The organism is Pseudomonas sp. SWI36, assembly GCF_002948105.1.
Classification (GTDB): domain Bacteria; phylum Pseudomonadota; class Gammaproteobacteria; order Pseudomonadales; family Pseudomonadaceae; genus Aquipseudomonas; species Aquipseudomonas alloputida.
In genome coordinates this window covers 5,909,580-5,936,056 of the sequence record NZ_CP026675.1, presented here as the reverse complement: position 1 = coordinate 5,936,056, position 26,477 = coordinate 5,909,580, and the positions used below count along the sequence as shown (strand labels likewise).

Here is a 26,477-nt window from a genome sequence, read left to right as displayed (position 1 = left end):
CCCTTACGGCGAGTCACTTTTTGTCAAACGCGACAAAAAGTAACCAAAAAACGCTGCGCTCCCATCATCCGGCCCCTGCGCTACGCTCCGGGGTTCCCTCACTCCGGCCTTGCTCCCGGCAGGACCGCGCCGAAGGCCCCATCCTGGGGCCTCAGCGCTTGACGGGCATCCATGCCCGTCACCTGCCTCCGCAAGGCCTGCGTTCGGCCTCCTGAAGTCGCGAAGATCAAGATCAAGATCAAAAGCCAGATCAACAGCCAGATCAACAGCCAGATCAACAGCCAGATCAACAGCCACATCAACAGCAGAGGGGTGGCTGTGCTGATCTTCGTCATTCCAACGCAGCGCCATTTCGCCTATTGTCGATGCTCCCATCCCCAAACCATTGGCAAACCCATGGAGAACGTCATTGTCATCACCGGCGGCAGCCGCGGTATCGGCGCTGCCACTGCGCTGCTGGCCGCCCGCCAGGGCTACCGCATCTGCATCAATTATCACGCCGATGACCAGGCCGCCGAAGCCATCCTCAGCCAGGTCCGCGCCCTGGGCGCCGAAGCCATCGCGGTGCGCGCCGACGTCAGCGTCGAAGATGAAATCATCCAGCTGTTCCTGCGCGTCGACGATGAGCTCGGCCCGGTCACCGCACTGGTCAACAACGCCGGCACCATCGGCCAGCAGAGCAGGGTCGAGGACATGTCCGAGTTCCGGCTGCTGAACGTCATGAAGACCAACGTCGTCGGCCCCATGCTCTGCGCCAAGCACGCCCTGCTGCGCATGGCGCGCCGGCATGGTGGGCAAGGCGGGGCCATCGTCAACGTATCATCGGTAGCCGCACGCCTGGGTTCGCCCAACGAATATGTCGACTATGCCGCCTCCAAGGGCGCGCTCGACACCTTCACCATCGGCCTGGCCAAAGAAGTGGCAGGCGAGGGCGTGCGCGTCAATGGCGTACGACCAGGCTATATCCATACCGGTTTCCATGCGCTTTCGGGTGACCCGGACCGCGTCAGCAAGCTCGAACCTGGCTTGCCCATGGGCCGAGGGGGGCGTCCCGAGGAAGTGGCCGAGGCCATCCTCTGGTTGCTTTCGGACAAAGCCTCCTATGCCACCGGCAGCTTCATCGACCTGGGCGGCGGGCGCTGAGCGCCCGTCAAGGTTCCAGCAGCTCGCGAACCCGCTCTGCCAGTGCTTCCAGTTCGAACGGCTTGGTCAACACCAACGTACCTTGCAGCGGTTGGCCGTCGCTGAACGCCGCACTCTCATCGTAGCCGGTGATCAACAGCACCTTGAGGTCCGGGTAGCGCTCACGGCAGCGTTCGGCTACCTGGCGGCCATTCAGGCCGCCAGGCAGGCCGACATCGCTCAGCAGCAAGTCTGGCCGTTCGCCGCTTTGCAGGTGGGTGAGGGCAGACGGACCGTTCTCGAAGGCGTCCACCCGATAGCCCAGCTCTTCCAACACTTCGCCAATCACCAGGCGCAAGGCCGTCTGGTCTTCAACCAACAGAATGCGTTTTGCAGCCTCGCTGCTTCTTTGCAAGGGCGCGCGCGGAGGTTTGCTGACTGGCGCCTGGGCTTGCTCGTGGTGGCGGGGTAACAGCAGCTCGATGCGGGTACCCTCGCCAGGCGCCGACAGCACCCGTAATTGCCCACCCGACTGGCGCACGAAGCCATAGGTCATGGACAGACCCAGGCCGGTGCCCTGGCCCATCGGCTTGGTGGTGAAGAACGGCTCGACTGCGCGCTCGACAACTTCAGCCGACATGCCGCTACCGTTGTCGACGATGCTCAGCCGCACGAACTCGCTGGCCGGCAGTTCCATTGCCACGGCCTGCTCGTCGTCAAGCAGCAGGTTGTCGCCGATGATCTCGATCACACCCCCGGCAGGCATGGCATCGCGCGCGTTGATGCATAAGTTGAGCAAGGCGCTTTCCAGTTGGGGAGGGTCGATGAAGGTCGGCCACAGCTGGCTGGCGAAGCGGCTGCTCAGGGTAATCGCCGGGCCGATGGTGCGGCGCAGCAGGTCTTCCATGCCAGCCACCAAGGTGGCCACTTGCGTGGAGCAGGGTTGCAGGGTCTGCTGGCGGGAGAACGCCAGCAGCCGGTGCACCAGCGACGAGGCCCGCTGCGCCGCGCTGCTGGACAGCTCCAGCAAGGGCGCCAGGGCGTCGAAGCGTGACTGGTCCAGGCGTTGACGCATCAACTCCTGGGCGCCCAGGATGCCGCCCAGCAAATTGTTGAAGTCGTGGGCAATGCCGCCACTGAGCTGGCCTACGGCCTCCATCTTCTGTGCCTGGCGCAGCGCCGCTTCGGCCTTGGCCAAGCGTTCCTGCTCCTGCACTCGCTCACTGATGTCATAGGCGAACAGAAACGCGCCCTGTACCTCGCCTATGGGGTCGCGCAAGGCGTTGAAGCGCAACTCATAATGACGCACCGCGGGGGGCTTGCCGAAGGTGCCGATCTCGATGAACTGCTCGCCTGCCAGGGCGCGCTGCCACATCGGCAGAATAGGCGTCTGGCCGGCGGTGCCATCCTCGAACAACCCGGGCAGGTAGTCGCCGATTTCGGGTGTCCTCCCGTACAGCAGGTGGAAGTCATGCCTGGCCTGGCGATTGACAGCCAGCCAGCGCAGGTCCTTGTCGACCACATGCACATTGACCACACTGTGATCGACCAGCTCGGCAAACAAGCGGCGCTCCGCCAGTGCGGCATTCACCCGTTGCTCGAGCTCTTCGTTCAGGCGCTGCAGGGCCTGCTCTGCACGCCGGCGTTCGGTGACATCCTTGAACAGTACCGCTACCTGGCGTTTCTCGGCAGGTTCTATGCGAAAAGTGGTCACCGACAGCACGTGGCCCGTGGCAATCAGTTCCTGCTCGAAGTGCAGCGGTTCGCCGGTGCGAAGCACCGCGCCATAGCGGGCCACCCAGTCATCCGCCTCATCGGGCACCATCTCGCGCAGTTTTTGCCCGACCACGTTGGGGATGCCGGCGTGTTTGGCATAGGCTGCGTTGGCCAGCACATGCACGTAGTCACTCAGGGGGCCATGAGGGCCATCGAAGAACTCGATGATGCAGAAGCCTTCGTCCATGGTGTCGAACAGTGAGCGATAGAAGTCCTGGTCGTGCGCCTGGTGGCTTGCAAGCCGTTGCTCCAGCAGTGTGTTCTGTCGCTGGAGGTCTTCGACTTGTTGGCGCAGTGAGTTCAGATCACGAGAAGGCATGCCTGCGTCCGGCCAATGAAAAGTCCTGACTTTAACGTGTTCACCTGCAGGCGAATAGCCACTCAGGGTGACTGGGCGGTGCTCCCCAGCAGCCGTTCAAGCGCCTGGGCAAGTGCTTGCAGATCGAAGGGCTTGGCCAGCAGTTCGGTGCGCCGGTGGGGCCGCGCATTTGCCGTACTGTGCGCAAGGTCATAGCCTGTGATCAGCAGCACCGCTGCATGGGGTGCAATACTTCGACAGGCGTCCGCGAGTTGGTAGCCATCGATACCCCCGGGCAGGCCGACATCGGTGATCAGCAAGTCTGGCGCAGGGGCTTCCTGCAAGGCCTTGTATGCCTGGCGGCCATCTTCGAATGCTTGAACTTCATGGCCCTGGTCCAGCAATACCTCCAGCATGACCAGGCGCAGGGCCGGCTCGTCTTCCACCAGCATCACCTTGCACACGCGCTGCTGAAGTGAGACCGCAGGTGCAGTCCCCTCGACGTGGGGGCAGGGTGAAGCGGCGGCGACGCTTTCATCGCAGGGGAGATACAGGTTGATGGCGGTACCCTGGCCAGGCGTGCTATCGATGACCAACTGGCCACCGGATTGCCGCACAAAGCCGTAGACCATGGACAACCCAAGGCCAGTGCCCTGGCCGAGCGGCTTGGTGGTGAAGAAGGGCTCAAGGGCGCGCTGCATCACTGCTTTGGACATACCCATGCCGGTGTCTTCAACGCGGATACGCAGAAACTGGCCAGCGGCCAGGCCCAGCTGTCTGGCTTCGGCGCCTTGCACTTCGACATTGGCGCAACCGATGCTCAAGGTGCCGCCAAGCGGCATGGCGTCACGTGCGTTGATGCACAGGTTGAGCAGCGCGTTTTCCAGTTGCTGTGCGTCTATTCGGATGGGCCATAGTCCGGCATGTGTCTGGTCGTGGTAGTCGACATAGGGGCCGGTGGAGCTGCTGATCAGGTCGTGCATGCCGGCCACCAGTTGCTGCACATCGACCCGTTGCGGGACCAGCGTCTGCTGCCGTGAGAATGCCAGCAAGCGCTGCACCAAGGCTGCGGCGCGTTGGGCATTGTGCCGGCTGAGTTCAAGCAGCTGCGCGGTGTCCGCCAGGCGTTGCTGCACCAGACGTTGCCCGGCCAGTTCCAGGGCGCCAAGGATGCTGGCCAGCAGGTTGTTGAAGTCATGGGCAATCCCGCCGGTCAACTGGCCGACCGCCTCCATTTTCTGCGCCTGGCGCAGTGCTTCTTCGGCCTGTTGCAGGCGTTCCTGTTCGGTCACGCGCTGCGTGATGTCATAGGCGAACAGGTAGCCGCCCTGAATTCGCTGCTGAGCATCGAGCCACGGGTGGTAGCGAATTTCGTAGTGGCGTGGTGCGTCGTCCAGCCCGAAGGTGACGGTGTCGATGAACGCTTCCCCTGCCAGTATGCGCGGCCATATCGGGGCCAGGCGGCCCATGATGTCGGGTTGACCGGTCAGGAACTGGGGTACGTAGTCGCCAATCTGCGGCACGAAGCCTCGGTAACGCTCGAAGGTTTCGCGCGCCGTGCGGTTGATGGCCAACAGGCGCATCCTGCGGTCGGCAGCAAACACGTTGGCCGGGCTGTTGTCGAGCAGTTCTCCAAGCAGCCTGTCATGCGCCTGGACGCTGTCTTCGCGCTCTGCCAGGCGTGCTTCCAGTTCTGCGACACGCGCTTGCAATTGTGCAAAGGACGCAAGCGTATCTGGCTGCATGACGAAGGCCTGATGATCGGATCGAGCAACTATAGTTGCCCCTCGGGCCCCTCGCTATCAGAACGAGCGAATGATCCGCCCGAGGGTTTCCATGGCCTGTTCGGCGCCGTCATGCCAGGGGCTGCCGTAGTTCAGGCGGATGCAATTGCCGAAGCGTCGGGTGGGCGAAAAGATCGGCCCGGGCGCGATGCTGATGCCTTGGGCCAGGGCCATGTGGAACAGCTTGAGGGCGTCCATCTGCTCGGGCAGTTCCAGCCACAGGAAGTAGCCGCCGGAGGGCTGGCTGACCCGTGTCTGCGCCGGGAAGTGGCGGGCGATGGCTGCCAGCATGTTGGCCTGCTGGCCCTCCAGCGCGTAGCGCAGCTTGCGCAGGTGGCGGTCGTAGCCGCCGTGTTGCAGGTAGTCGGCGATGGCCGCCTGGGCCGGCATGGAGGCACAAAGGGAGGTCATCAGTTTCAACCGCTCGATCTTCTGCGCAAAGCGCCCGGCGGCCACCCAGCCAATGCGATAGCCCGGTGCCAGGCTTTTGGCGAACGAGCCGCAGTGCATGACCAGGCCTTGGGTGTCGAAGGCTTTGGCGGGTTTGGGCGCCTGTTGCGAGTAGTACAGCTCGGCGTAGACGTCGTCTTCGATCAACGGCACCTGGTGGCGCGCCAGCAACTCCACCAGGGCCTGTTTCTTGGCCTCCGGCATGCTTGCACCCACCGGGTTCTGGAAATTGGTCATGCACCACACGGCCTTAACCGGGTGCTTTTCCAGGGTCTGCGCCAGCACCCCCAGGTCCATGCCCTCGCGCGGGTGCACGGGGATTTCCACGGCCTTGAGCTTGAGCCGCTCCAGCACCTGCAGGCAGGCATAGAAGGCCGGGGCCTCGATGGCGACCAGGTCGCCCGGCTGGGTCACGGCCTGCAGGCACAGGTTCAGGGCCTCCAGTGCGCCGTTGGTGATCAGCAGCTCTTCCATCGGCAGCATCAGCCCACCGACCATGTAACGCAGGGCGATCTGCCGGCGCAGCTGCGGGTTGCCGGGGGACAGATCGGTCACCACCATGCGCGGGTCCATGCTGCGGCTGGCACTGGCCAGTGAGCGGGACAGGCGTTGCAGCGGGAACAGTTCAGGGCTGGGAAAGGCTGAGCCGAAGGCAATGGTGTTGGGGTCCTTGATCGAGTCGAGGATCGAAAATACCAAGGCGCTGACGTCGACATCGGTAGACTCGCTCACCGGTTGCAGCGCCTGCGGCTCGCTGAACTGACGCGGAACGTGGGCGTTGACGAAATACCCGGAGCGCGGCCGGGCGCGGATCAGCCCGCGCCGTTCCAGCAGGTAATAGGCCTGGAACACGGTAGACGGGCTGACCCCGTGGGTCTGGCTGGCGTAGCGCACGGACGGCACGCGCTGGCCGGGGCCCAGCACCCCGGAGCGGATCAGTTCGGCAATGTCATCGGCGAAGCGTTCGTAGCGTTTCATTCTGGCCTTCTGTCCAAGCCTGGCAGGCAAGGTGGCGTGAGTGTAAAGGATCAGCGGTTCATGGGGGCGACGAAGCGACTGTGCGCCACGCTGCGAATAGTGGGGTCGTCTCGCTCGCTGATTTCAAAGCTCAGCGTCTGCGAGCTGCTGCTCGGGCGCTCGGCGAGCATCGCCACCGACACCGGCAGTTCGCTCATTTCGCCAGCAGGGATGACCAGTGCGCTATTGCCCTGCAGGGTGAAACCGTCAGCGTCCAGCAGGCGCAATTGATAGTGCTGGGTACGTTCGGTCTTGTTGATGACTTTGAGCAGGTAAATGTTCTCGATCTGGCCTTGGGCGTTTTCGCGGAACAGGCCGCGGTCCTTGATCACATCCAGCGATACCATCGGGCGCATCTGCAGGGCCACCACCAGTGCCCCGATCATGACCAGCAGTGCGGCAGCGTAGCCCAACAGGCGCGGGCGCAGCCAGTGCGTGGTACCGCCTTGCAGGCTGTGCTCGGACTTGTAGCCAATCAGGCCGCGGGCGTAACCCATCTTGTCCATTACCCCGTCACAGGCGTCGATGCACGCGGCACAGCCGATGCAAGCCATCTGCAAGCCATCACGGATGTCGATGCCGGTGGGGCACACCTGCACGCATAGGGTGCAATCGATGCAGTCGCCCAGTCCCTGGGCACCGACGTCACTGCCTTTCTTGCGCGGACCACGGGCTTCGCCACGACGCGGGTCGTAAGCGACCGCCAGGGTGTCCTTGTCGAACATCACGCTCTGGAAGCGCGCATACGGGCACATGTGCAGGCACACCGCTTCACGCAGCAGGCCGGCATTGATGTAGGTAGCGGCCGTGAAGAACAGCACCCAGAACAGTGCCACACCGCCCAGTTGCAAGGTGAGCAATTCTGCGGCCAGTGGCCGGATCGGGGTGAAGTAGCCGACGAAGGTCAGCCCCGTGAGCACGCCAATGGCCAACCACAGGCTGTGCTTGAGCGTGCGACGGGCCAGTTTGTTCAGGCTCCAGGGCGCCGCGGCCAGCTTGATGCGCTGGTTGCGGTCCCCCTCGGTAACCTTTTCGCACCACATGAATAGCCAGGTCCAGGTGCTTTGCGGGCAACTGTAACCGCACCAGACGCGCCCGGCGTAGACGGTGATGGCGAACAGGCCAAAGGCACAGATGATCAGCAGCGCCGACAGCAGGATGAAGTCCTGGGGCCAGAAGGTGGCGCCGAAGATGTGGAACTTGCTGTTTCCCAGGTCCCACAGTACGGCCTGGCGGCCGTTCCAGTTCAGCCAGGCCGTGCCGAAGAACAGCACGAACAGGGCGCCGGCAAAGCCGATGCGCAGGTTACGGTAAAGCCCGGTAAAGCTGCGGGTCTGGATGCCGCTGTCGGTGCGTCGCGCTTGGATGCTGGCTGGGGCGGTGGCGATCTCTGTAAAAGGGATTCTATCGTTCATGGTTCGGTGCTCATCAGGCCTCGATCAGGCATGAGCACTATGGCGCTGAAGCTGTTATCAGCACAGGTTCAGATTTTACGATAAAAACCATATCAGATTTGCCGCATAGCCCCGGCAGGCCTCATATCACCGAGCCTGGCGCGCTGGCCTTCAGATGCCTGCGGCTATCCACCGCACCCGCCACGGTCAGTGCATCGGCCTCGGTTTCGGTAATGGGCACGCGTTGGCCGGCCAGTATGGCCACCGACATGCGCAACTGCTCGTCGGTGATGATCTCGATATCCGGGCCTTCGCCCTCGATGCGCAGGCCTTCGCCGATCAGTGTGCAGCGGCGGGTGGTTTCGTCGATTTCAATGGGCATGGTGGGGTCCTCCCGGGGTGATTACAGGGTGGACCACGGTCAGGGGCCAGTTGCTGCATCAGCAAGCTGAGCGGCACTTTGCAGTACGTGTGACGGTCAACCTTGCATAGGGCAGGCCTGCTGACGTGGCAGGCGGATTCATAAAGCTCAAGCAGGGGAAACAACTGCGATGGACGTCATCTGGCAAGCAATCCAGGCGGAATTCGCCGATGTCACCGATGAGCGCGAGGTGACGCAAATCCTTGTGCGCTTGCTGATGGCTGCTGTGCTTGGCGCAGTACTGGGCTTCGAGCGCGAACACAAGGGCAAGTCTGCCGGAGTGCGTACCCACATGCTGGTGTCGCTGGGGGCCGCCCTGTTCGTGCTGGCGCCCAGTATGGCGGGGGCCGATGAACAGGCACTCAGTCGGGTGATCCAGGGCATCGTTGCCGGTATCGGTTTTCTCGGTGCGGGTACCATTCTGAAGGGTAACGGCCAGGACACCAGCCATGTGAAGGGCCTGACGACCGCTGCCGGGCTATGGATGACGGCTGCCATTGGCACGGCGGCTGGCATGGGGCGCGAAGCCACGGCGCTGATCAGCACGGTACTGGCCCTGCTGGTACTGGGCACGATGCCGTTGCTGGTGGAGAAGGTCGAAGGGCAGAATGAGGAGAAGCAGAAGGAGGAAGAGGGCAGGAAGCACTGAGGGGAGCCGAAGCTCCCCTCAAAGCGTTGTTGCCTGCTCTTTTTTTATTATTGGGACCGGCCTTTTGTTGTTTTTGTCGGCTTGTCCTGGTGTTGCGGGCGACCCCCATGCGGGGTCAAGAGCAAACGTATTTTTTTGAGCGCTGACCTGCTTTCATCATTGCTGATCCGAACCTGGCTGCCGCTACCTTGAGGTAGTTTTATTGTTCTGTGCCAGACCGCGGGGCGAACCCCTGAAAAGCGTGTCGACTCCAAAAAAATCTGCTTGCTACGCCTCTGCCGTGTTGTTCTTGTTATGTCAGAGCCGTTACCTGTTGTTTTTATTGGGTATCGCGTTTTTTTTGTTGTTGTACCAGAGATATAGCAGGGTGCGTGCCAACTTTTGGAAACCCTTTAAAATCAATGAGTTAAGAATATTGGTCGACACCACCCAGCCTGAAATTCTGCCGATTTGTTTCCCTGTTACCCGATTTTTTGCTGTGAAATGTGCGGGAGGTAACACTTCACCCACACCAATGTGACACCCGTGTGACCTATCGTGCGCTGCACGCCCGTGCTACCCGCGACCCGTTGTCGCGGCCCAGCACGTCGCTGATGCGCTGGCCGGCGGCTATCAGCCGGCCCAGGTCGATGCCGGTTTCAATGCCAAGCCCCTGCAGCAGGTACACAACGTCTTCGCTGGCGATATTGCCGGTAGCACCCTTGGCGTAAGGGCAGCCGCCCAGCCCGGCTACCGAGCTGTCGAATACGCTGATGCCTTCGAGCAGGCTGGCATAGACGTTGGCCAAGGCCTGGCCGTAAGTGTCATGGAAGTGTCCGGCCAACTGCTCGCGCGGTACCTGGGCCGACACCACCTCGAACAGGCGTCGGGTGTCGCCTGCGGTACCGGTGCCGATGGTGTCACCCAGCGAGACCTCGTAGCAGCCCATGTCGTGCAGGGCGCGGGCTACCGGGGCCACCTGCTCGGCGCTGACCTTGCCCTCGTAAGGGCAGCCAAGCACACACGACACATACCCGCGCACGCGCACGCCGTGGCTGCGCGCAGCGTCCATGATGGGTTCGAAGCGCTTGAGGCTTTCGCTGATCGAGCAATTGATGTTGCGCTGCGAGAACGCTTCGGAGGCGGCAGCGAACACCGCTACTTCCTTGACCCCGGCAGCCAGGGCGTCCTCGAAACCGCGCAGGTTCGGCGCCAGCGCGGCATACGTCACACCGGGGCGCTGCTGGATGCCGGCGAATACCTCGGCAGAGCCGGCCATCTGTGGCACCCACCTGGGGGACACGAAACTGCCCACTTCTATATAGGCCAGGCCCGCTTCGGTAAGGTCGTTGACCAGGCGTACCTTGTCGGCGACGCTGATGGGCTGGGCTTCGTTCTGCAGGCCGTCGCGGGGGCCGACTTCGACCAGGCGGACGTGTTTGGGCAAGGACATGGCGGGTTTCCTGTGGCGTTCAGCGGTTGTCTTTGTTGTTCAGGGTGGCGGCCAGGGCTTGTTCGCAGCGTTCCTGGGCGGTGTCCAGTTCCAGTTGCATCTGGTGAATGTCCAGCATCTGCTGCTCCAGTTGCGCGCGGCGCTCGGCGATCTTCGCCAGCATGCTGTTGAGCTGTTTGAGGTTGCCGCTGGTGGGGTCGTACAGTTCGATCAGCTCGCGGCACTCGGCCAGGGAAAAGCCGATGCGCTTGCCGCGCAGGATGAGCTTCAGGCTGACCTTGTCGCGCGGTGAGTAGATGCGTTCCAGACCACGTCGCTCAGGGCTGAGCAGGCCCTGTTCTTCGTAGAAGCGGATAGCGCGGGTGGTGATGTCCAGCTCGCGGGACAGGTCGGAGATGCTGTAGGTCTGAGTGCTCATGCTCGGGCTCGGCGTGGGGTATGCGGATATCCTGAGGGCAGGTTGACGTATACGTCAAGAAGAGGCCGCCAAGGATTATTCCGACAACCCTGATCTGCGATACGCATTGGGCGTTTGCCCACTCAAGCGCTTGAACCACCGGGCGAAGTAGGTCGGGTCGGTAAACCCCAGGCTGTCCGACAACTGCCCGATGCTCATCCGCGTGTAGATCAGGTTGCGTCGCGCCTCCAGCAACAACCGCTGGTGCACCACCTGCAACGCTGTCTGGCCACTCAGCGCCCGGCACAGCTGGTTCAGTTGCAAGCTCGGAACATTCAGCCGCGCGGCAAACGCTTCAACCGACAGATGCTCGCGGTAATGCGCTTCGACCAGGCGCAAGTATTGCCCCAGCAACAGCCGGTCACGTTCATCACGGTTACGCGGTGCCTGCCCTTGCTGCTGACGGCGGCTGATCCACACCATCAGCGCGGTCACCAATGCTTCGAGCATCGCTGCACGAGCCGGGGCACTGCCCTGGTACTCCCGCTGCAAGGTGTCGACCAGGCTGCGCAGGTGCACGCGGTCATGGCCCAACGGATAGCACGCAGGTTGTGCCAGCACCGTCAGTGGCGCGCCCAGGCGCTGTTCCAGGTTCGCTACAAGAGCAGTACCAAAGGTCAGGACATAGCCCTGGATATCGGCGCTGAAGCGAAAGCCATGCACGGTCATCGGTGGCACGACCTGGATCGCCGCTTCGCCGATGGCACTGCGCACCCCCTCGATCTCCACCTGGGCCTGGCCACGCTGTACATACAGCAGCTGGAACAGCTCGGCATGCTGGTGCGGCTTGATCTCCCAGTGATGCAGGCGGCTGCGTGCCGGGATCGACTCGCAGTGCAGCAGGTCGGTGCCGGGCCAGGCCTGATTTTCGCCATACAGCTTGAACAACGGGACGCCGGGGAGGGTGGATTTCATCTGGGTTGGCCTGTCCGTTAATCGAACGCTTTTCGTAAAAGTGCAGGTTTTTTATGGAATAGCACACTTAAACGGCGTTTTCTGCCAGTAAAAATGCAATGGCAAACCCTAACAGTAGATGCCGCCCCGCTGCCAGTCCCGGGCCGGTATCGTCCGAACAGAGACAACAACAATGAAAACTCAGGTTGCAATTATTGGTGCAGGTCCGTCTGGCCTGCTGCTGGGCCAGCTGCTGCACAAGGCCGGTATCGATAACATCATCGTCGAACGCCAGACCGCCGAGTACGTACTAGGCCGCATCCGCGCCGGCGTGCTGGAGCAAGGCACGGTCGACCTGCTGCGCGAGGCCGGCGTGGCCGAGCGCATGGACCGTGAAGGCCTGGTGCACGAGGGGGTCGAACTGCTGGTTGGCGGGCGTCGCCAGCGTCTGGATCTCAAAGCCCTGACCGGCGGCAAGACGGTGATGGTCTACGGCCAGACCGAAGTCACCCGTGACCTGATGCAGGCCCGCGAAGCCAGTGGTGCGCCGATCATTTATTCAGCCGCCAACGTTCAGCCGCATGAATTGAAAGGCGAGAAGCCCTACCTGACGTTCGAAAAGGATGGCCGGGTGCAGCGGATTGACTGCGACTATATCGCCGGCTGCGATGGCTTCCACGGTATCTCGCGGCAGAGCATCCCGGAGGGCGTGCTGAAACAGTATGAGCGGGTTTACCCGTTTGGCTGGCTGGGCCTGCTGTCGGACACACCGCCGGTCAATCACGAGCTGATCTACGCCCACCATGAGCGCGGTTTCGCGTTGTGTAGCCAACGCTCGCAAACACGCAGCCGCTACTACCTGCAGGTACCTTTGCAGGATCGGGTCGAGGAGTGGTCTGACGAGCGTTTCTGGGACGAACTGAAAGCCCGTTTGCCCGCCGAGGTGGCGGCGGACCTGGTCACAGGCCCCGCGTTGGAAAAAAGTATTGCGCCACTGCGTAGCCTGGTGGTCGAACCCATGCAGTATGGTCACCTGTTCCTGGTGGGTGACGCGGCGCACATCGTCCCCCCTACGGGTGCCAAAGGTCTTAACCTGGCGGCCTCGGACGTCAACTACCTGTACCGCATTCTGGTCAAGGTGTACCACGAAGGGCGCGTCGACCTGCTTGCGCAATACTCGCCACTGGCACTGCGCCGCGTGTGGAAGGGCGAGCGCTTCAGCTGGTTCATGACCCAACTGCTGCATGACTTCGGTAGCCACAAGGATGCCTGGGACCAGAAGATGCAGGAAGCTGACCGCGAGTACTTCCTGACCTCGCCGGCGGGGCTGGTGAACATTGCCGAGAACTATGTGGGGCTGCCGTTCGAAGAAGTGACCTGATCCGTCATTGCGCAAACCTGGCACTCATGCAGGGAGCAAGGGCTGCATTGGTCAGCGAATGGCTTGCCGGTAATTACACCAAGGCTTGAAGTCGAGACTGCGTATGACCGACAGTGCTTCGCTGAATAGGTGATGGCAGGATGCATGACGATGAAATATCCCACCCCGCTGATCGGCGCTCTGTGCCTGCTGGCTACCAGTAACTGGGCCGGCGCCGACCAGGTATTGCCCGCGCCACCGGAACTGGCCTCCGGCTACCGTAGCGGTTTGCAGCCGGTGCACGCCAGCCGGCACATGGTCGCCGCAGCCAGCCCGCTGGCCAGTGAAGCGGGGCGGGCGATGTTGCGTGCCGGCGGCAGTGCGATTGACGCCGCCATCGCCATGCAAATGGTGCTGACACTGGTCGAGCCGCAGTCCAGTGGGATCGGTGGCGGAGCGTTCATCCTGTACTGGGATGGCAAGCGCGTGCAGGCATTCGACGGGCGTGAGGCAGCACCTGCGGCGGTGACGGAAAAACTGTTCCTGCAAGCCGATGGCACACCCATGCCGTTCCGGGTGGCGCAGATCGGTGGGCGTTCGGTGGGCGTGCCCGGGGTGCTGCGTGCCCTGAAACTGGCCCACGAGCAGCACGGCAAGTTGCCCTGGCACGACCTGTTCGCCCCGGCCATCGCCTTGGCACGCAACGGCTTCGCGGTTTCCGAGCGCCTGCACACGCTACTGGCCGGGGACCCCTACATTGCCCGCTCACCCGCAATGGCTCGTTACTTCCTGGATGAACAGGGCAGGCCGCTGGCCGTGGGTACAATTCTGCGCAACCCTGAGTTGGCACAGACCTTCGAGCAGATCGCCGCACAGGGGCCCGAGGTGTTCTACAGCGGTGAAATTGCCGAAGCCATCGTCGCCAAGGTGCGTGGCCATGCCAATGCCGGGTATCTGTCGTTGCAGGACTTGCAGCGGTACCAGGCCAAGGAGCGCGAGCCGTTGTGCGGTCCCTACAAGGCCTGGCAGATCTGCGGCATGCCGCCGCCCTCATCGGGTGGGGTGACCGTCCTGCAAACCTTGGGCCTGCTCGAAGCCGTGCAGCGCACCGCGCCGCAACGCGACCTGGCAGCGCTGCGACCGCTGGCCACCTCGTCCCCGGCCCGCCTGGAAGCCCCGCCGTTGGCCGTGCACCTGATTGCCGAGGCCGAACGCCTGGCCTACGCCGACCGCGCTCAGTACCTGGCCGACAGCGACTACGTGCCCGTCCCGGTCAAGGCCCTGACCGATTCTGCTTATCTGGCCAGCCGCGCGGCGCTGATCGGCGAGCACAGCATGAAGCGCGCCCGCCCGGGCCAGCCGCAAGGGGCGGACCTGACGCTTGCGCCCGACCGCTCGCCACTGCGCATCTCCACCTCTCACCTCAGTGCGGTGGATGACAGCGGCCAGGCCCTGGCCATGACCACCTCGGTGGAGGCCGCATTTGGCTCGCACCTGATGGTCAAGGGCTTCCTGCTCAACAATCAGCTGACCGACTTCTCGTTCATCCCCCACGAGCACGGCAAGCCTGTGGCCAATCGGGTGCAGCCGGGCAAACGGCCGCTGTCGGCCATGGCGCCGACGTTGGTGTTCTCGCGTGCCACGGGCGAGTTTGTCGCGAGCCTCGGTTCGCCGGGTGGTTCGCAGATCATCGGTTACGTGAACAAGGCGCTGGTCGGCCTGCTGGATTGGCAGCTCGACCCGCAACAGGCCGCGGGCCTGCCCAACTTCGGCAGCCGCAATGCCGGCACCGAAGTGGAAGCAGGGCTGAGCAGCCCGGCGCTGATCCGCCAGTTGGCAGCCTGGGGCCATGAGGTGACACCGATGACCATGACCAGCGGCATGCAGATCATCCAGCGCAGCGGCGAGGGTTGGTCAGGCGGTGCCGATCCTCGGCGGGAAGGAGTGGCCCTCGGTGACTAGCCGTGATAGAACGCAGACTTGCCATTCAGTCGTTGAATATCTAGATGTCTATCAGCGTGAAATCGAATAGAGCTCTGTTCGACCTCGACCTGCTGCGCGCCATTGTCGTGGTGGCCGACTGCGGCAGCTTCACCACCGCTGCCGCGCGGCTGCATTCGACCCAGTCGACGATCAGCCAGAAAGTACGCCGCCTGGAAGACATGGTCGGCCACCGCCTGCTGGTGCGAGGCAACCGTGATGTGCTGCCGACCGACGCCGGGCAGACCTTGCTCGGCTATGCCCGGCACATGCTGGCCCTGAACGATCAGATGCTTGAAGCCCTGGCCGGGGCGATGGTGGGCACCACGGTACGGCTTGGTGTGCCCGAGGACTTCGTGGGCGGGCGTACCACCAATGCGCTGTCGGCATTCAGCCGGCTGCACCCACAGGTGAAGCTCGAAGTGACCAGCGGCTTGTGCCGTGACCTGAGCCAGGCCTATGACAATGGCGAACTTGACCTGGTGCTGCTCAAGCAGCGGCGCAACAGCCGTGAGGGTGTGGCCTGTTGGCCAGAGCGTCTGCAGTGGATCGACAGCGCACACACGCCTGCCTTCGAGCTGGACCCGATCCCGTTGGTCACCTTTCCGCCACGCGGCCTGTACCGCGAGGACATGATCAACGCCATCGAAGGCATGGGGCGGCGCTGGCGCATCAGCTTTACCAGTTCCAGCCTCAGTGGCATCCAGGCTGCGGTCGCCGATGGCATGGGTATCAGCCTGCTGCCGCCCAGGGCGGCCACCGGCGAGCACAGGGTGTTGGGGGCCGGGCAAGGGCTGCCGGAGGTCGACAGCTATGAGATCGTCATCGTGCACCGGCCGACGGCGGATGTGATGGTCAAGGCGCTGGCTGAGGTGATGACGCAGTTGCTGGCGGGCGGTGGGATCTGACGATCTGTGGTCGATGCGCTTGTACATGACCCAAAGCCCACACACACTTTCGACCAACCCGATTCAATGTCAGGCAACCCGTCGGATACGCCTTTTGCCAGCGCGGCCTCGGGTGTGGCTGAACAGGTCTTTCGGGTCGTCCTCCACCCACGGCACCAGGTCGATCTTGGTGCCCATCCCGCGCTTTTCGGCTTGCTGTAGTACGTACCGTAGTACGGTGTAGTCTTCGAGGGCGAAGCCCACCGAATCGAATACAGTGACCTGGCTGTCGCTTTGGCGGCCCTCGGTTTCTCCGCGCAGCACGCGCCACAGGTCGACCACCGGAAAGTCCGCCGGCAGCTGCTGGATCTCACCTTCGATACGGGTTTGTGGCTCGTACTCGACGAACACCCGCGCGTTGCGCAGCACATCGGCGTGCAGCTCGGTTTTGCCAGGGCAGTCACCACCCACGGCGTTCAGGTGCATACCGGGCTCCAGCATGTCGGGGGTAATGATGGTGGCGTAGGCCTTGTCGGCCGTCACCGTGGTGATGATGTCCACGCCTTTCAGCGCCTCGGCAACCGAACTGGCTCGGCGGATGGTCAAGCCGCTGTATTCCTTGAGGTTGGCGATAAGCTTGGCGGTGGCCAGCGGGTCGGTGTCGTAGGCGACGATTTCTTCGATGCCCAGGTGCTTGTGGAAGGCCAGGGCCTGGAATTCGCTTTGCGCGCCGTTGCCGATCAGCGCCATCTTGCGCGCGTTCGGGCGGGCCAGTGCCTGGGCTGCCATCAGCGAAGTCGCTGCGGTGCGCAGGGCGGTGGCGATGGTCAGTTCGGACAGCAGCACCGGGTAACCGGAGTCGACATCGGCCAGTACACCGAAGGCCATCACCGTATGCAGGTTGCGTGCAGTATTGGCCGGGTGGCCGTTGACGTATTTGAAGGCATAGCGGCTTTTGTCGGCGACCGGCATCAGTTCGATCACGCCCACTTCCGAGTGGCTGGCAACGCGCGCGGACTTGTCAAACGCCTGCCAGCGTTTGAAATCGTCCCACAGGGCAGCGGCAAGCTCGCCAATAAACGGCGCTACGCCAATGTCATGCACCAAGTCCGACATGGTTGGAACATCAATGAAATACGTCATGCTCTTGCACCTTGTTATTGTGCGCTTGCCCAGCAGTGCGGGGTAAGCGCTTGAGATTATCGAAGTGAAGCCGCATGAATATTTTGATGACAGGTTGCGCCAATCGGAAGCATACAGGTTGTCAGTTTCATCAGGCTTCTGGACAATCTGCCAACCCAACGTAGCAATCTGATTATTTGGCAGGCTTATGGACACGATCGATCGGGAACTGATTGCACTGTTGCGGGACAACGCACGTACCCCTGTGCTGACCCTGGCAAAAAAGCTGAAGGTGGCCAGGGCAACGGTGCATAACCGCATCACCCGGCTTGAAGAGCAGGGTGTGATCATCGGTTACACGGTACGTTTGCGCTCCGATGCGCTGGACCAGGGGGTGCGGGCAATCACCAGCATCGGCATCAGCGGCCACCATGCCGCAGAGGTCAAGCACGCGCTGCGCGGGCATCCCAATGTGGTGGCCATCCACACCACCAATGGCCGCTGGGACTTGATGGCAGAGCTGCGCGCCGACACCCTCGAAGCGTTCGACCGGGCGCTGAACACCATCCGCTCGATCCCGCATATCGAGAACACCGAGACCAGCATCCTGCTGTCGACCTACAAGATGTGACCGCTGAGCCAGAGAGGGGTATTGCATAAAAAGCTGCTGGCCCTGCTGCAGTCGGCCTATGGCCTGCCGGCACTTCAAGGTTGGCGCTCAGCCACCGCTCGCAACGTACGCAACGTCACCACCGGCGTATCCACCACAAACCGGTTGGCCAGCCACCCTGGCACATCCCCGGCAGGGGCGGCTTGCAACTGGTAGGTCACCTCGGTCACCCGGTCACCCAGCGGTTTCATCTGCCACACACCACTCAGGTGCTCTACCCGGATCAGGCCGTCAACCTTGGGGATCCTGTCGGGATCGGCGCGCAGGTGGCGCACCAGGGTACCGTCGACCAGGCGTTCGCTGGTCACTTTCAGCACGATGTCCCGTGGCCTCGCCGGCCAAGGCAGCTGGGTGGTCAGGTACACCCAGGTGTTGTCACCCTCTACCTCCAGCAGGCGCATCTGATCACAGGCGTACAGCCACTTGCAGGCCACCCGCAGGTTATCCTGCAGGTCAGTGAGCGTACGCACGCTGGCTTTCATGGTGCTGACACCACGAAACTGCTGGTAGGGCGAGTCGCCTGCATCTTTCAGGTACACGCGAATGCCTTCGCGGTCGTAGGCCAGGTGCCAGTCATCGGTGGCCAGGGCAGAGGCGCACAGCAGCAAGGCCGCGAGCAGCAGGCAGCGGTTCATGGCCGGTACCCTGCAGGGGTGGGTATTTCAGTATGCGCGGCAAACAGAAAGCCCGCCAGGTTGGCGGGCTTGCGGGCATCAGCCTGGGCTTAGCGCTTAGGGTTCAGCGTCAGGTGTACGTGACGGTTCACGTCCTTGTACAGCAGGTAGCTGAAGTTGCCTGGGCCGCCGGCGTAGCAGGCTTGCGGGCAGAAGGCACGCAGCCACATGAAGTCGCCGGCTTCCACTTCGACCCAGTCCTGGTTCAGGCGGTAAACTGCCTTGCCTTCCAGCACGTACAGGCCGTGTTCCATCACGTGGGTTTCTGCGAACGGAATCACACCGCCGGGCTGGAAGGTGACGATGTTCACGTGCATGTCGTGGCGCATGTCGGCCATGTCGACAAAGCGGGTGGTTTTCCAGCGGCCTTCGGTGCCCGGCATCTCGATGACGGTGGCGTTGTCGCGGTGGGTGACGAAGGATTCCGGTACGTCCAGGCCTTCAACCTTCTGGTAGTGCTTGCGCAGCCAGTGGAAGGTGACGTTGGACTTGCTGTTGTTGCGCAGGCTCCACTCGGCGCCCGGGGCCAGGAAGGCGTAGCCGCCAGGAACCAGGGTGTGGTGTTTGCCTTCGACGGTGATGTCCAGTTCGCCTTCGACGATGAACACCACGGCTTCCGCATCGGCGTCCAGCTCAGGGCGCTCGCTGCCGCCTTCCGGGGCCAGTTCGACGATGTACTGGGAGAACGTTTCGGCAAAACCGGTCAGCGGGCGGGCGATGACCCACATGCGCATCTTGTCCCAAAAGGGCAGGTGGCTGGTGACGATGTCACGCATCACGCCTTTAGGGATGACGGCATAGGCTTCGGTGAACATGGCACGGTCAGTCAGCAGCTCGGTTTGAGCCGGGTGCCCACCGTGGGGGGCGAAGTACGAATGGTTCGACATGGACGATCTCGACTTGTTGTTCTCTCCCCATGCCTTGAACCGCACCGGCCGGTGCGGCGCAGGGGATGTGGCCACAGAATAGGGTCGAGTGCGTGGCATCCACAAATTAAATGTTGGAATACCCGGTATTTGATCGCTGAATGCTGACCTGGCGCCCAACGTGCCGTTCGGGCAGCTGGCCGCCGCGGCCGAACAGCTTGTGGCGCAGGGGGCCCTCGGTGTAGCTCAGCGGGTAGCGGCCGCGCCGTTGCAGCTCGGGCACCAGCAGGTCGACCACATTGGCCAGGTCGTCCGGTTGCACGGCGTAGGTCAGGTTGAAACCGTCGATGCCGGTATGGTCCAGCCAGGTTTCCAGCTGGTCGGCCACCTCGCTGGCAGCGCCGATCAGCACGGGGCCGCGACCGCCCAGGCCAACGAACTCGGCGGCTTCGCGTACGGTCCAGCGGCGAGTGGGGTCGGCGGCGGTAAAGGCTGCCAGGGCGGCACGGCCAGCATCGTTCTCGACGTACTCGATCGGTGCATCGGGGTCGAGGCCGGCGAAGTCGATGCCGGTCCAGCCTGACAGCAGCGCCAGGGCAGCGTCCAGGTCGACATAGCGGCGATAGTCGTTAAAGCGGGCCTCGGCTTCTTCCCGCGTGGGGGCGACAATCAACAGCGCCTGGGCGTAGATCAGCACTTCGTCACGGCCACGCCCGGCCGCTTCGCAGGCCTGGCGGATGCCGTCGGCGTAGCGGCGCAACACCGTCGGCGTTGGCCCGCTGATGAACACGCATTCGGCATGCCGTGCGGCAAACTGCTGGCCGCGTGCCGACGCACCGGCCTGGAACAACACCGGGGTGCGTTGCGGCGACGGCTGGCACAGGTGCATGCCGGGCACCTGGAAGTGCTCGCCCACATGGTTGATCGGGTGTACCCGCGAGGGTTCGATATAGCGCCCGCTTTCACGCTCCAGCAGCACGGCGTCGTCGTCCCAGCTTTTCTCCCACAGTTTGTACAGCACTTGCAGGTATTCCTCGGCCAGGTCGTAGCGTTGGTCGTGGCCCAGTTGACGCGCCAGGCCGAGGTTGCGCGCAGCGCTGTCCAGATACCCGGTGACGATGTTCCAGCCGACCCGGCCATTGCTCAGGTGGTCGAGCGTGGACATGCGCCGGGCGAAGGGGTAGGGGTGTTCGTAGGTCAGCGAAAAGGTGACACCGAAACCCAGGTGCTCGGTCACCCCGGCCATTGCCGGCACCAGCAGCAGCGGATCATTGACCGGCACCTGCACGCCACCGCGCAGGGCGGCTTGCGGGCTGCCTTGATAGACGTCGTAGATACCCAGCACATCGGCGATGAACAGGGCGTCGAACAGGCCGCGCTCGAGCAGGCGGGCCAGGTCGGTCCAGTAACTCAGGCGGTTGAACGCCACACTGGTGTTGCGCGGATGGCGCCACAGCCCAGGGGACTGGTGGCTGGCAGCGTTCATGCTGAAGGCGTTGAAGCGGATCGGGCGAGGCATGGTCAGCGCGCTCCGTTCAAGGCAACACGGAAGCCGGGTAGACCGCTTCGGCCACCTGTAGCTTGCGTGGAATCAGGCCCAGGCCCTGGAAGGTGTCCGCCAGCTTCTGTTGTTCGGCAACGATCTGCGGGGTGATAGCGACGGCGTTGTAGTTGCGCCGTTCGCTGGCCACTTCCAGCACCTGGGTGCTGATCCCCAGCTGCGGTGCCAGCAGCGCGGCCACTTCGGCGGGCTTGGCGTTGGCCCACTGGCTGACCTTGCTCAGCTCGGCAAAGAAGGTTTTCAGCAGTGCACGGTGCTCGTCGGCATAGCGGGCTGTGGACAGGTAGAAGGTGCGGTTGTTGGACAGGCCGCTGCCGTCGCGCAGGTTTTTCAACCCTGGCTGGCTTTCTGCGGCGGCGAGGAACGGGTCCCACAGGGTCACGGCCTGCACACTGCCCGATTGCAGGGCGGCCACGGCATCGGCGGCATTGTTGACGTAGGCGGGGGTAATGTCCTTGTAACTGAGGCCAGCCTGCTGCAGGGCTACGGCCAGCAGGTATTGGGCATTCCAGCCGCGGCCGGTGGCCACGCGCTTGCCTTTCAGGTCCTGCACACTGGCCAGGTGGTCCTGCTCGCGCACGACCAGGCCAATGCCGCGTGGGTAGGGTTGTTCGGCGGCCAGGTAGACCACAGGCTTGCCGGCGGCCTGGGCGAACACCGAGGGGGCATCGGCTGCGTGGCCGAGGTCGATGGCGCCGGTGCTCAGTGCCTCCAGTAGCTGGGGGCCTGCGGCGAACTCATGCCAGCTGACCTTCACACCTTGCGGTGCCAGGGCCTTCTCCAGGGCGCCGCTGCCTTTGAGGATGTTGATGCTGTTGAATTTCTGGTAGCCGATGCGCAGTGTCCTGGCGTCGTCGGCAATGGCTTCGGACCAGGGCAGCAGGGCGCTGGCGACGCTGGCCAGTAAACCGCCGATCAGCAGACGGCGTAATGGGGAGAAGGCATGTTTGGGCATAGGCATTGCTCCTTGAATCGGGTGAGAGGCGATCTGCCCAGACTAAGGAGGTGGCGTTTGGCTTTCAATTTATATATTCCAGTTTGTTAGATTGTTTAGTTATTTTTATATCCTTTTGTTTTTAGTAGCGGGGTGCCTATCGTTGTTGGAGGCGCCATGGGCTGAGATCGGCGGGTCCTGCAGCACCCGTTTGTGCAGCTTTCGACATTTTTTTCACATTCGCTTGCTAGGATCCGCAACGATTCCGAGGAGCCCCCTTCATGCCGCACATCCTGCGCAAGCGCAGCGCCCGCATCGCCTTGACTGCCACCTCCGGCCTGCTCGCGGCCACCTTGGGCTTCTTCGCGTGGCAAAGTTTCTACCCGGTTCAGGCCGCTACCGGCTGGGATGTTGAGGTGTTGCATCGCGACGTAACCAAAGCCGCCTCGCTGTTACCGCAAACGGATGGCAGCCTGCTGGTCAGCCGTGAACTGGATGACGGCCGGGGCAGCATCCTCAAGATCACGGCTACGGGCGACCGCGTCGTGCTGATCGATAACCTGTCCAAGCCCGACGGTATGGTCGCGGCGCAGGGCGGCTGGGTGTTCAGCCAGGAAGGTGGCCTGGCACCTGTCAGCCTGTCCCGCGATGGCCAGGTCACCCAGCTGTTCGACGGCGAGAGCGTGCAAGGCCTCTGGAACGAAGGCAACTATCTTTATGCCATCGAAGACCGCAAGGGCAATGGTCGCCTGATGCGCTATGACTGGAGCAGCGGGCAGCTGGATGTACTGCGGTCCGGCCTGACCGAAACCGAAGGCCTGACCCGCTGCAGCGACGGCCGCCTGCTGTACACCGAAAAGGCCAATGGCAGGGTCCGCTCCCTGTCCGACGATGGCAGCGACCCGGTGGTGGTCGACGGTCTGCGTAACCCTACATTCTTGTATTGTGATCAACGTGGCTTATGGATCAGCGAGGACAACACACACCGTGCGCGCCTGCTGCGCATCGATGCCGATGGCAGCCAGCAAACGGTGCTGACTTTCCTCAAGGCTCCGCAGGCGATCATCGCCGATGGTATCGGGGGTTATCTGCTCGCTGAAGGTGGGCGTAACCGCGTGCTGCGCCTGACGCCCGCGCCGGCGCCCGCGACTGCCCAGCGTAACTGACTGTGCGCCTGGCTGATGATCAGTGCCTGCAGGCTGACCGCGCTGCTCGAGCCCAAGGCATCATGGCTACCCGACCAACAGCGTGCTTCCCTGCATGGCCGCGCTAACGGATAATCCCGGCATTCCAATAAACAGCCTGTGAGTGGGTATGAGTGATTCCGTAGTCGGCCTCGGCCAGCCTGAAACCGAAGGGGTGCGCAAAACGCGCAAGAACAACCCTGAGAAAACACGCGAGGACATCCTCCAGGCCGCCATCAACGAGTTCGTTCAGCAAGGGCTGGCCGGCGCCCGCGTCGACGCCATCGCCGAACGCACCGCCACTTCCAAGCGAATGATCTACTACTACTTCGGCAGCAAGGAGCAGCTGTATTGCGAGTGCCTGGTGAAGTTGTACGGGGATATCCGCAAGACCGAACAGAGCCTGGACCTGGAGTCGTTACCGGCTGAGCAGGCGATCCGCCGGCTGGTGGAGTTCACCTTCGATCACCATGACCGCAACGTCGATTTCGTGCGCATCATCTGCACCGAAAACATCCACTATGGCGAGTACGTCAAGCAGTCGCCGGCCATTCGCGAAATGAGCAGCCTGGTGCTGGAGGCCCTGGGCAACACCCTGCGCCGTGGCGTTCAGGAAGGCGTGTTCCGCGCCGGCATCGAGGTCATCGACCTGCACATGCTGATGAGCTCGTTCTGCTTCTACCGGGTGTCGAACCGCCATACGTTTGGCGAGATCTTCCAGATCGACCTGTCTGATGAGCAAATAAAGCTGCGCCACAAAGCCATGATCTGTGATGCGGTGTTGCGGTATATCCAGCTCGAGCCTCGTACCTGAGATTGCTCGAGCGCCTGGGCTGGCTCAAAGGGCCTCGGTCACTCGCCCAGCCGTTGCTCGCGCGACGGCGGGTAGCCGAAATACGCCGCATAGCACTTGCTGAAGTGCGACACCGAGACAAACCCGCAGGCCACTGCCACTTCCATCACCGACAGGTCGGAATACTGCAGCAGCCGGCGGCTCTTGGTGATGCGCAGCTCCATGTAATAGCGCCGTGGCGACGTGCCCAGCTGGGCCTGGAACAGGCGGTCGATCTGCCGCCGCGAGCGCCCGCTGTAGGCGGCCAGCTGGTCGAGGCTGAGGGTTTCCTCCAGGTTGTTCTCCATCAGCTCGACAATGGTGCGCAGGTGCAGGCTCATGGACTTCTTCGCCCCAGGACCCACCTGGCGGTAGCGCGCACCGGAGAATGACAGGATTTCCTCGACACCTTCGGCCAGGCCATCACCATACAGCCGGCGTACCAGGCCCAGCATCAGCTCCATGGCGCCATTGGGGCTGGCGGCGCTGAGGCGGTCACGGTCGAGGGTAAAGCTGGCCGGGGTGATGCGGGTTTGCGGGCTGCGCTCCGACAGGCTGGCACGTTGCTCGGGGTGGATGCTGCAACCGTAGTCGTCCAGCACCCCGGCACGGCCAAGGAACCAGGCGCCGTTCCACAAGCCGCCCAAGGCCATGCCGTGGGCCGCGCAATCGTCCAGCAGGCGATCGAGTTCCGGGTACTTCAGGGGGGTGCGCAAGCCGCCACAGACCACCAACAGGTCCAGCTCCTTCAGCGCCGCGGCGGACAGCTCGGTGGCCACCAGTTCCAGCCCCAGGTCGCTGAGCACCCGGTCGCCGTCCAGCGACAGTGGGGTGAACTGGAAGCTGTCGGCACGTAGCAGGTTGGCCGTGACCAGTACGTCCATGGCCACCGTGAAACTGGCCATCGAGAAGTGTTCGAGCAGGATGAAGTCGACCCGATAGGGCGCCTGGGCATTGGCGCTGCTTGTTTTGAGCCGTAGCATGTTGCTGGTGCTGGTCTTTTGGCTGAACTGGCGTGGCGTGGGCACTCTGAACTCCGCTTCCTGGCTGGCCCGCAGAGTGTGGACGGTGCCCGGAGGAAAGACAATCTCCCCGGTGGCTGTGTCGTATTACAGGTCGTGTTCAGGCAAACCTGCCTGTCCTGGCGCTTTACCGCTATGCTGACCTCCCGTCATTGAGGATGCCCCTGATGAGATATGCCGCTGTAGTGATGCTCAGCCTGTTGCCGTTGCTGGCCAACGCCCTGGAGCAGGGCGACAAGCTTGCCCCGTTCACACTGCTCGACCAGTACGACCAGGCCTACAGCCTTGCTGCCGACACGCAGATACTGCTGGTGGCGCGCGATATGGACGGTGCCAAGCTGGTCAAGGCGGCACTGGCCGAGCAGCCCAAGGGCTACCTGGAAGCACGCGCCGCTGTATTCGTGGCCGACATTCAGCGCATGCCTGCGCTGATCAGCAAACTCTTCGCTGTCCCGGCCATGCGCGATTACAGCTACCGGGTGCTGCTCGACCGTGATGGGCGAGTGGCCAGCCGTTACCCCGGGCAGGAGGGCCAGGTGCAGTGGTTACAACTGCAGCAGGGCGTGCTGGTCAGCCAGCGGGCGTTCACCGATGCAGCGGCGTTGAAGGCTGCGCTGGAGAATGCACCACGGCAATAAGGCCTTTTCGCCGCGCCTGCAAAGAGGCGCGGTGAGTCAAATCAATCTGAACCCTCAGCGCTTGCAGCAACCCAACCCAATACATGCCATTGGGAGAGCGCTCATGGAAATCGGTACGATCTGGATCATCATCGCAGCCTTGGTCATTCTGCTGGAGATCTGGGCCATCTGGCACATCATCGGCAGTGAACGGCGCGCCGAGCGCAAGATGCTGTGGATCGTCTTCGTGGTCTACGCACCCTTCCCCGGTTTGCTGTTCTGGGCCTGGCGCGGGCCGCGGGCGGTGAAGGGCAGGGCGGTGCTGCAGGAAAAATGACGGTTTGCGGCCTCGGGCGCGGGGGCGCCCGAGGCCGTCGAGGGTCATTTGGGCAGGATGTCGAAACGCATGGCTGGCCCCAGCCCGTCCACCATCAGGCAGCCGTAGAACTTCACGGTGGACAGTACGCGCAGTTCCTTGAGCGCGTCATGGATGTAATCGCGGACCAGCTTTTCAGCTTCCCGCTTGCGGTCAGCGAGGGTGGTGCCATTGAGCGTGATCATGCCAAGCAGCGTGGTTTCAATGTGCTCGACGGTGTCCAGGCCGAGCTTTTCCCGCAGGTGCAGACGTGCCTGTGCCGCATCGGTTTCATCGCGTGGAGCGCTGTGCGGCTTGATGGTATAGGCCAGCTGAAAATCAAATTTGCTCATCGGTTTTTCCTTGTTGGTTAAAGGCCTCCATGCCTGGCTTTGCAATCTAGTGTGGTGTTTCACAAATAACGACCATAACTCGCGGCGCTTTTTGCGCTCATGCGGCGTTGTCGCTCCTCGCCGTAGCTGGGCTACGACTCGTCGCGACGCCTTGCCTGAGCGCAAAAATCGCTCGCGAGTTATTGGCCGTATTTGCAAAACACCACACTAGGCTCTGTACGAAAAGCCTTGATACTTGTTCATGCTGCGTTGAAAACAGCCTCGGAATGCTCATGTACTCCAGTACAGTCGGGCGCGACCCCGGCCGTTCCTCGGCTGTTTTCGCCTTGCCTGACCTGCGTCTCAAGACTTTTCGTACAGAGCCTA

25 protein-coding genes are annotated in these 26,477 nt (G+C 62.7%); 10 read left to right on the top strand and 15 right to left on the bottom strand.

Translation table 11 applies throughout. The features are described from left to right. The first annotated feature begins 396 nt into the window (after positions 1–396). Complete coding sequence (locus tag C4Q27_RS28175; RefSeq protein WP_104887752.1) at positions 397–1,143, top strand: SDR family oxidoreductase; 747 nt, start codon at positions 397–399, stop codon at positions 1,141–1,143. 7 nt (positions 1,144–1,150) lie between these two features. On the opposite strand, the gene C4Q27_RS28170 is transcribed toward C4Q27_RS28175, so the two are convergent. The 5 genes from C4Q27_RS28170 to C4Q27_RS28150 form a co-directional block, all read right to left on the bottom strand. Then, on the bottom strand, positions 1,151–3,217 hold the full coding sequence (locus C4Q27_RS28170; protein ID WP_104887751.1) for a PAS domain-containing protein: 2,067 nt from the start codon (positions 3,215–3,217) through the stop codon (positions 1,151–1,153). Positions 3,218–3,279: 62 nt separating this feature from the next. Beyond that, positions 3,280–4,941: a PAS domain-containing sensor histidine kinase gene (locus tag C4Q27_RS28165; RefSeq protein WP_104887750.1), complete on the bottom strand. Its 1,662-nt coding sequence runs from the start codon at positions 4,939–4,941 to the stop codon at positions 3,280–3,282. A 57-nt stretch (positions 4,942–4,998) separates the two neighbouring features. Further along, a complete protein-coding gene (mapR, locus tag C4Q27_RS28160; protein ID WP_003247831.1) occupies positions 4,999–6,408 on the bottom strand; it encodes a GntR family transcriptional regulator MpaR in 1,410 nt (469 codons plus the stop codon). Positions 6,409–6,458: 50 nt separating this feature from the next. Further along, a complete protein-coding gene (gene ccoG / locus C4Q27_RS28155; protein ID WP_104887749.1) occupies positions 6,459–7,862 on the bottom strand; it encodes a cytochrome c oxidase accessory protein CcoG in 1,404 nt (467 codons plus the stop codon). A 121-nt stretch (positions 7,863–7,983) separates the two neighbouring features. Next, the gene (locus C4Q27_RS28150; protein WP_003247835.1) at positions 7,984–8,223 is read right to left on the bottom strand and encodes a DUF3203 family protein; all 240 of its coding nucleotides are present in this window, start codon (positions 8,221–8,223) and stop codon (positions 7,984–7,986) included. 169 nt (positions 8,224–8,392) lie between these two features. Here C4Q27_RS28150 and C4Q27_RS28145 point away from each other — a divergent pair, with 169 nt between their 5' ends. Beyond that, positions 8,393–8,911, top strand: coding sequence for an MgtC/SapB family protein (locus tag C4Q27_RS28145; RefSeq protein WP_012052114.1), 519 nt, complete (start codon positions 8,393–8,395; stop codon positions 8,909–8,911). A gap of 532 nt (positions 8,912–9,443) precedes the next feature. Here the strand turns inward: C4Q27_RS28145 and C4Q27_RS28140 are convergent. From C4Q27_RS28140 to C4Q27_RS28130, 3 genes are all read right to left on the bottom strand, one after another. Next, positions 9,444–10,343 carry a hydroxymethylglutaryl-CoA lyase gene (locus C4Q27_RS28140; protein WP_104887748.1) on the bottom strand — a complete coding sequence of 300 codons (900 nt, stop codon included), beginning with the start codon at positions 10,341–10,343 and terminating at the stop codon, positions 9,444–9,446. Positions 10,344–10,362: 19 nt separating this feature from the next. After that, positions 10,363–10,761: a MerR family DNA-binding transcriptional regulator gene (locus tag C4Q27_RS28135; protein WP_003247847.1), complete on the bottom strand. Its 399-nt coding sequence runs from the start codon at positions 10,759–10,761 to the stop codon at positions 10,363–10,365. Between the two features lie 75 nt (positions 10,762–10,836). Then, entirely contained in the window at positions 10,837–11,715 is an 879-nt protein-coding gene (locus tag C4Q27_RS28130; RefSeq protein ID WP_020191381.1) for a helix-turn-helix domain-containing protein, read from the bottom strand. Between the two features lie 172 nt (positions 11,716–11,887). Between C4Q27_RS28130 and pobA the strand changes: the two genes are divergently transcribed. The 3 genes from pobA to C4Q27_RS28115 all read left to right on the top strand — a co-directional run bounded on the left by pobA (position 11,888) and on the right by C4Q27_RS28115 (position 15,942). Continuing rightward, positions 11,888–13,075: a 4-hydroxybenzoate 3-monooxygenase gene (gene pobA, locus C4Q27_RS28125; protein WP_064493370.1), complete on the top strand. Its 1,188-nt coding sequence runs from the start codon at positions 11,888–11,890 to the stop codon at positions 13,073–13,075. Between the two features lie 150 nt (positions 13,076–13,225). After that, positions 13,226–15,016, top strand: a complete 1,791-nt coding sequence (gene ggt / locus C4Q27_RS28120) for a gamma-glutamyltransferase (RefSeq protein WP_104887747.1) — start codon at positions 13,226–13,228, stop codon at positions 15,014–15,016. Between the two features lie 44 nt (positions 15,017–15,060). After that, entirely contained in the window at positions 15,061–15,942 is an 882-nt protein-coding gene (locus C4Q27_RS28115) for a LysR substrate-binding domain-containing protein (RefSeq protein ID WP_003247855.1), read from the top strand. 69 nt (positions 15,943–16,011) lie between these two features. On the opposite strand, the gene C4Q27_RS28110 is transcribed toward C4Q27_RS28115, so the two are convergent. Continuing rightward, a complete protein-coding gene (locus tag C4Q27_RS28110) occupies positions 16,012–17,064 on the bottom strand; it encodes an ornithine cyclodeaminase (RefSeq protein WP_104887746.1) in 1,053 nt (350 codons plus the stop codon). 187 nt (positions 17,065–17,251) lie between these two features. Between C4Q27_RS28110 and C4Q27_RS28105 the strand changes: the two genes are divergently transcribed. Next, the gene (locus tag C4Q27_RS28105; protein ID WP_003247861.1) at positions 17,252–17,674 is read left to right on the top strand and encodes an Lrp/AsnC family transcriptional regulator; all 423 of its coding nucleotides are present in this window, start codon (positions 17,252–17,254) and stop codon (positions 17,672–17,674) included. 74 nt (positions 17,675–17,748) lie between these two features. Here C4Q27_RS28105 and C4Q27_RS28100 read toward each other — a convergent pair whose 3' ends face one another. The 4 genes from C4Q27_RS28100 to C4Q27_RS28085 all read right to left on the bottom strand — a co-directional run bounded on the left by C4Q27_RS28100 (position 17,749) and on the right by C4Q27_RS28085 (position 21,769). Then, a complete protein-coding gene (locus C4Q27_RS28100; protein WP_060538468.1) occupies positions 17,749–18,348 on the bottom strand; it encodes an START domain-containing protein in 600 nt (199 codons plus the stop codon). 89 nt (positions 18,349–18,437) lie between these two features. Next, positions 18,438–19,274: a bifunctional allantoicase/(S)-ureidoglycine aminohydrolase gene (locus C4Q27_RS28095; protein ID WP_003247865.1), complete on the bottom strand. Its 837-nt coding sequence runs from the start codon at positions 19,272–19,274 to the stop codon at positions 18,438–18,440. Between the two features lie 106 nt (positions 19,275–19,380). Further along, positions 19,381–20,772, bottom strand: a complete 1,392-nt coding sequence (locus tag C4Q27_RS28090; RefSeq protein ID WP_003247867.1) for an LLM class flavin-dependent oxidoreductase — start codon at positions 20,770–20,772, stop codon at positions 19,381–19,383. Positions 20,773–20,788: 16 nt separating this feature from the next. Beyond that, positions 20,789–21,769: an aliphatic sulfonate ABC transporter substrate-binding protein gene (locus C4Q27_RS28085; RefSeq protein WP_003247868.1), complete on the bottom strand. Its 981-nt coding sequence runs from the start codon at positions 21,767–21,769 to the stop codon at positions 20,789–20,791. 260 nt (positions 21,770–22,029) lie between these two features. On the opposite strand from C4Q27_RS28085, the gene C4Q27_RS28080 reads away from it, so the two are divergent. Both C4Q27_RS28080 and C4Q27_RS28075 read left to right on the top strand, forming a co-directional pair. Next, positions 22,030–22,914: a hypothetical protein gene (locus C4Q27_RS28080; protein ID WP_104887745.1), complete on the top strand. Its 885-nt coding sequence runs from the start codon at positions 22,030–22,032 to the stop codon at positions 22,912–22,914. 148 nt (positions 22,915–23,062) lie between these two features. Continuing rightward, positions 23,063–23,746: a TetR/AcrR family transcriptional regulator gene (locus tag C4Q27_RS28075; RefSeq protein ID WP_004577026.1), complete on the top strand. Its 684-nt coding sequence runs from the start codon at positions 23,063–23,065 to the stop codon at positions 23,744–23,746. A 38-nt stretch (positions 23,747–23,784) separates the two neighbouring features. On the opposite strand, the gene C4Q27_RS28070 is transcribed toward C4Q27_RS28075, so the two are convergent. After that, the gene (locus C4Q27_RS28070) at positions 23,785–24,792 is read right to left on the bottom strand and encodes a GlxA family transcriptional regulator (protein ID WP_003247873.1); all 1,008 of its coding nucleotides are present in this window, start codon (positions 24,790–24,792) and stop codon (positions 23,785–23,787) included. Positions 24,793–24,953: 161 nt separating this feature from the next. On the opposite strand from C4Q27_RS28070, the gene C4Q27_RS28065 reads away from it, so the two are divergent. Both C4Q27_RS28065 and C4Q27_RS28060 read left to right on the top strand, forming a co-directional pair. Then, positions 24,954–25,424 (top strand): hypothetical protein, encoded by a 471-nt coding sequence (locus C4Q27_RS28065; RefSeq protein WP_004577024.1) that lies wholly within the window; start codon positions 24,954–24,956, stop codon positions 25,422–25,424. A gap of 103 nt (positions 25,425–25,527) precedes the next feature. After that, positions 25,528–25,740: a PLDc N-terminal domain-containing protein gene (locus tag C4Q27_RS28060; protein ID WP_003247877.1), complete on the top strand. Its 213-nt coding sequence runs from the start codon at positions 25,528–25,530 to the stop codon at positions 25,738–25,740. 44 nt (positions 25,741–25,784) lie between these two features. Here the strand turns inward: C4Q27_RS28060 and C4Q27_RS28055 are convergent, their stop codons facing one another. Then, the gene (locus C4Q27_RS28055) at positions 25,785–26,111 is read right to left on the bottom strand and encodes a hypothetical protein (RefSeq protein WP_003247879.1); all 327 of its coding nucleotides are present in this window, start codon (positions 26,109–26,111) and stop codon (positions 25,785–25,787) included. Positions 26,112–26,477: the final 366 nt, after the last annotated feature.

Excerpts from the sequence above, each read along its gene's own strand:
- pobA (WP_064493370.1), top strand. The coding sequence starts at position 11,888 with ATGAAAACTCAGGTTGCAATTATTGGTGCAGGTCCGTCTGGCCTGCTG.
- ccoG (WP_104887749.1), bottom strand. The coding sequence starts at position 7,862 with ATGAACGATAGAATCCCTTTTACAGAGATCGCCACCGCCCCAGCCAGC.
- C4Q27_RS28105 (WP_003247861.1), top strand. The coding sequence starts at position 17,252 with ATGGACACGATCGATCGGGAACTGATTGCACTGTTGCGGGACAACGCA.
- C4Q27_RS28090 (WP_003247867.1), bottom strand. The coding sequence starts at position 20,772 with ATGCCTCGCCCGATCCGCTTCAACGCCTTCAGCATGAACGCTGCCAGC.
- C4Q27_RS28170 (WP_104887751.1), bottom strand. The coding sequence starts at position 3,217 with ATGCCTTCTCGTGATCTGAACTCACTGCGCCAACAAGTCGAAGACCTC.
- C4Q27_RS28150 (WP_003247835.1), bottom strand. The coding sequence starts at position 8,223 with ATGCCCATTGAAATCGACGAAACCACCCGCCGCTGCACACTGATCGGC.
- C4Q27_RS28060 (WP_003247877.1), top strand. The coding sequence starts at position 25,528 with ATGGAAATCGGTACGATCTGGATCATCATCGCAGCCTTGGTCATTCTG.
- C4Q27_RS28135 (WP_003247847.1), bottom strand. The coding sequence starts at position 10,761 with ATGAGCACTCAGACCTACAGCATCTCCGACCTGTCCCGCGAGCTGGAC.
- ggt (WP_104887747.1), top strand. The coding sequence starts at position 13,226 with ATGAAATATCCCACCCCGCTGATCGGCGCTCTGTGCCTGCTGGCTACC.
- mapR (WP_003247831.1), bottom strand. The coding sequence starts at position 6,408 with ATGAAACGCTACGAACGCTTCGCCGATGACATTGCCGAACTGATCCGC.
- C4Q27_RS28085 (WP_003247868.1), bottom strand. The coding sequence starts at position 21,769 with ATGCCCAAACATGCCTTCTCCCCATTACGCCGTCTGCTGATCGGCGGT.
- C4Q27_RS28055 (WP_003247879.1), bottom strand. The coding sequence starts at position 26,111 with ATGAGCAAATTTGATTTTCAGCTGGCCTATACCATCAAGCCGCACAGC.
- C4Q27_RS28115 (WP_003247855.1), top strand. The coding sequence starts at position 15,061 with ATGTCTATCAGCGTGAAATCGAATAGAGCTCTGTTCGACCTCGACCTG.
- C4Q27_RS28080 (WP_104887745.1), top strand. The coding sequence starts at position 22,030 with ATGCCGCACATCCTGCGCAAGCGCAGCGCCCGCATCGCCTTGACTGCC.
- C4Q27_RS28095 (WP_003247865.1), bottom strand. The coding sequence starts at position 19,274 with ATGTCGAACCATTCGTACTTCGCCCCCCACGGTGGGCACCCGGCTCAA.
- C4Q27_RS28145 (WP_012052114.1), top strand. The coding sequence starts at position 8,393 with ATGGACGTCATCTGGCAAGCAATCCAGGCGGAATTCGCCGATGTCACC.
- C4Q27_RS28065 (WP_004577024.1), top strand. The coding sequence starts at position 24,954 with ATGAGATATGCCGCTGTAGTGATGCTCAGCCTGTTGCCGTTGCTGGCC.
- C4Q27_RS28075 (WP_004577026.1), top strand. The coding sequence starts at position 23,063 with ATGAGTGATTCCGTAGTCGGCCTCGGCCAGCCTGAAACCGAAGGGGTG.
- C4Q27_RS28130 (WP_020191381.1), bottom strand. The coding sequence starts at position 11,715 with ATGAAATCCACCCTCCCCGGCGTCCCGTTGTTCAAGCTGTATGGCGAA.
- C4Q27_RS28165 (WP_104887750.1), bottom strand. The coding sequence starts at position 4,941 with ATGCAGCCAGATACGCTTGCGTCCTTTGCACAATTGCAAGCGCGTGTC.
- C4Q27_RS28110 (WP_104887746.1), bottom strand. The coding sequence starts at position 17,064 with ATGACGTATTTCATTGATGTTCCAACCATGTCGGACTTGGTGCATGAC.
- C4Q27_RS28175 (WP_104887752.1), top strand. The coding sequence starts at position 397 with ATGGAGAACGTCATTGTCATCACCGGCGGCAGCCGCGGTATCGGCGCT.
- C4Q27_RS28140 (WP_104887748.1), bottom strand. The coding sequence starts at position 10,343 with ATGTCCTTGCCCAAACACGTCCGCCTGGTCGAAGTCGGCCCCCGCGAC.
- C4Q27_RS28100 (WP_060538468.1), bottom strand. The coding sequence starts at position 18,348 with ATGAACCGCTGCCTGCTGCTCGCGGCCTTGCTGCTGTGCGCCTCTGCC.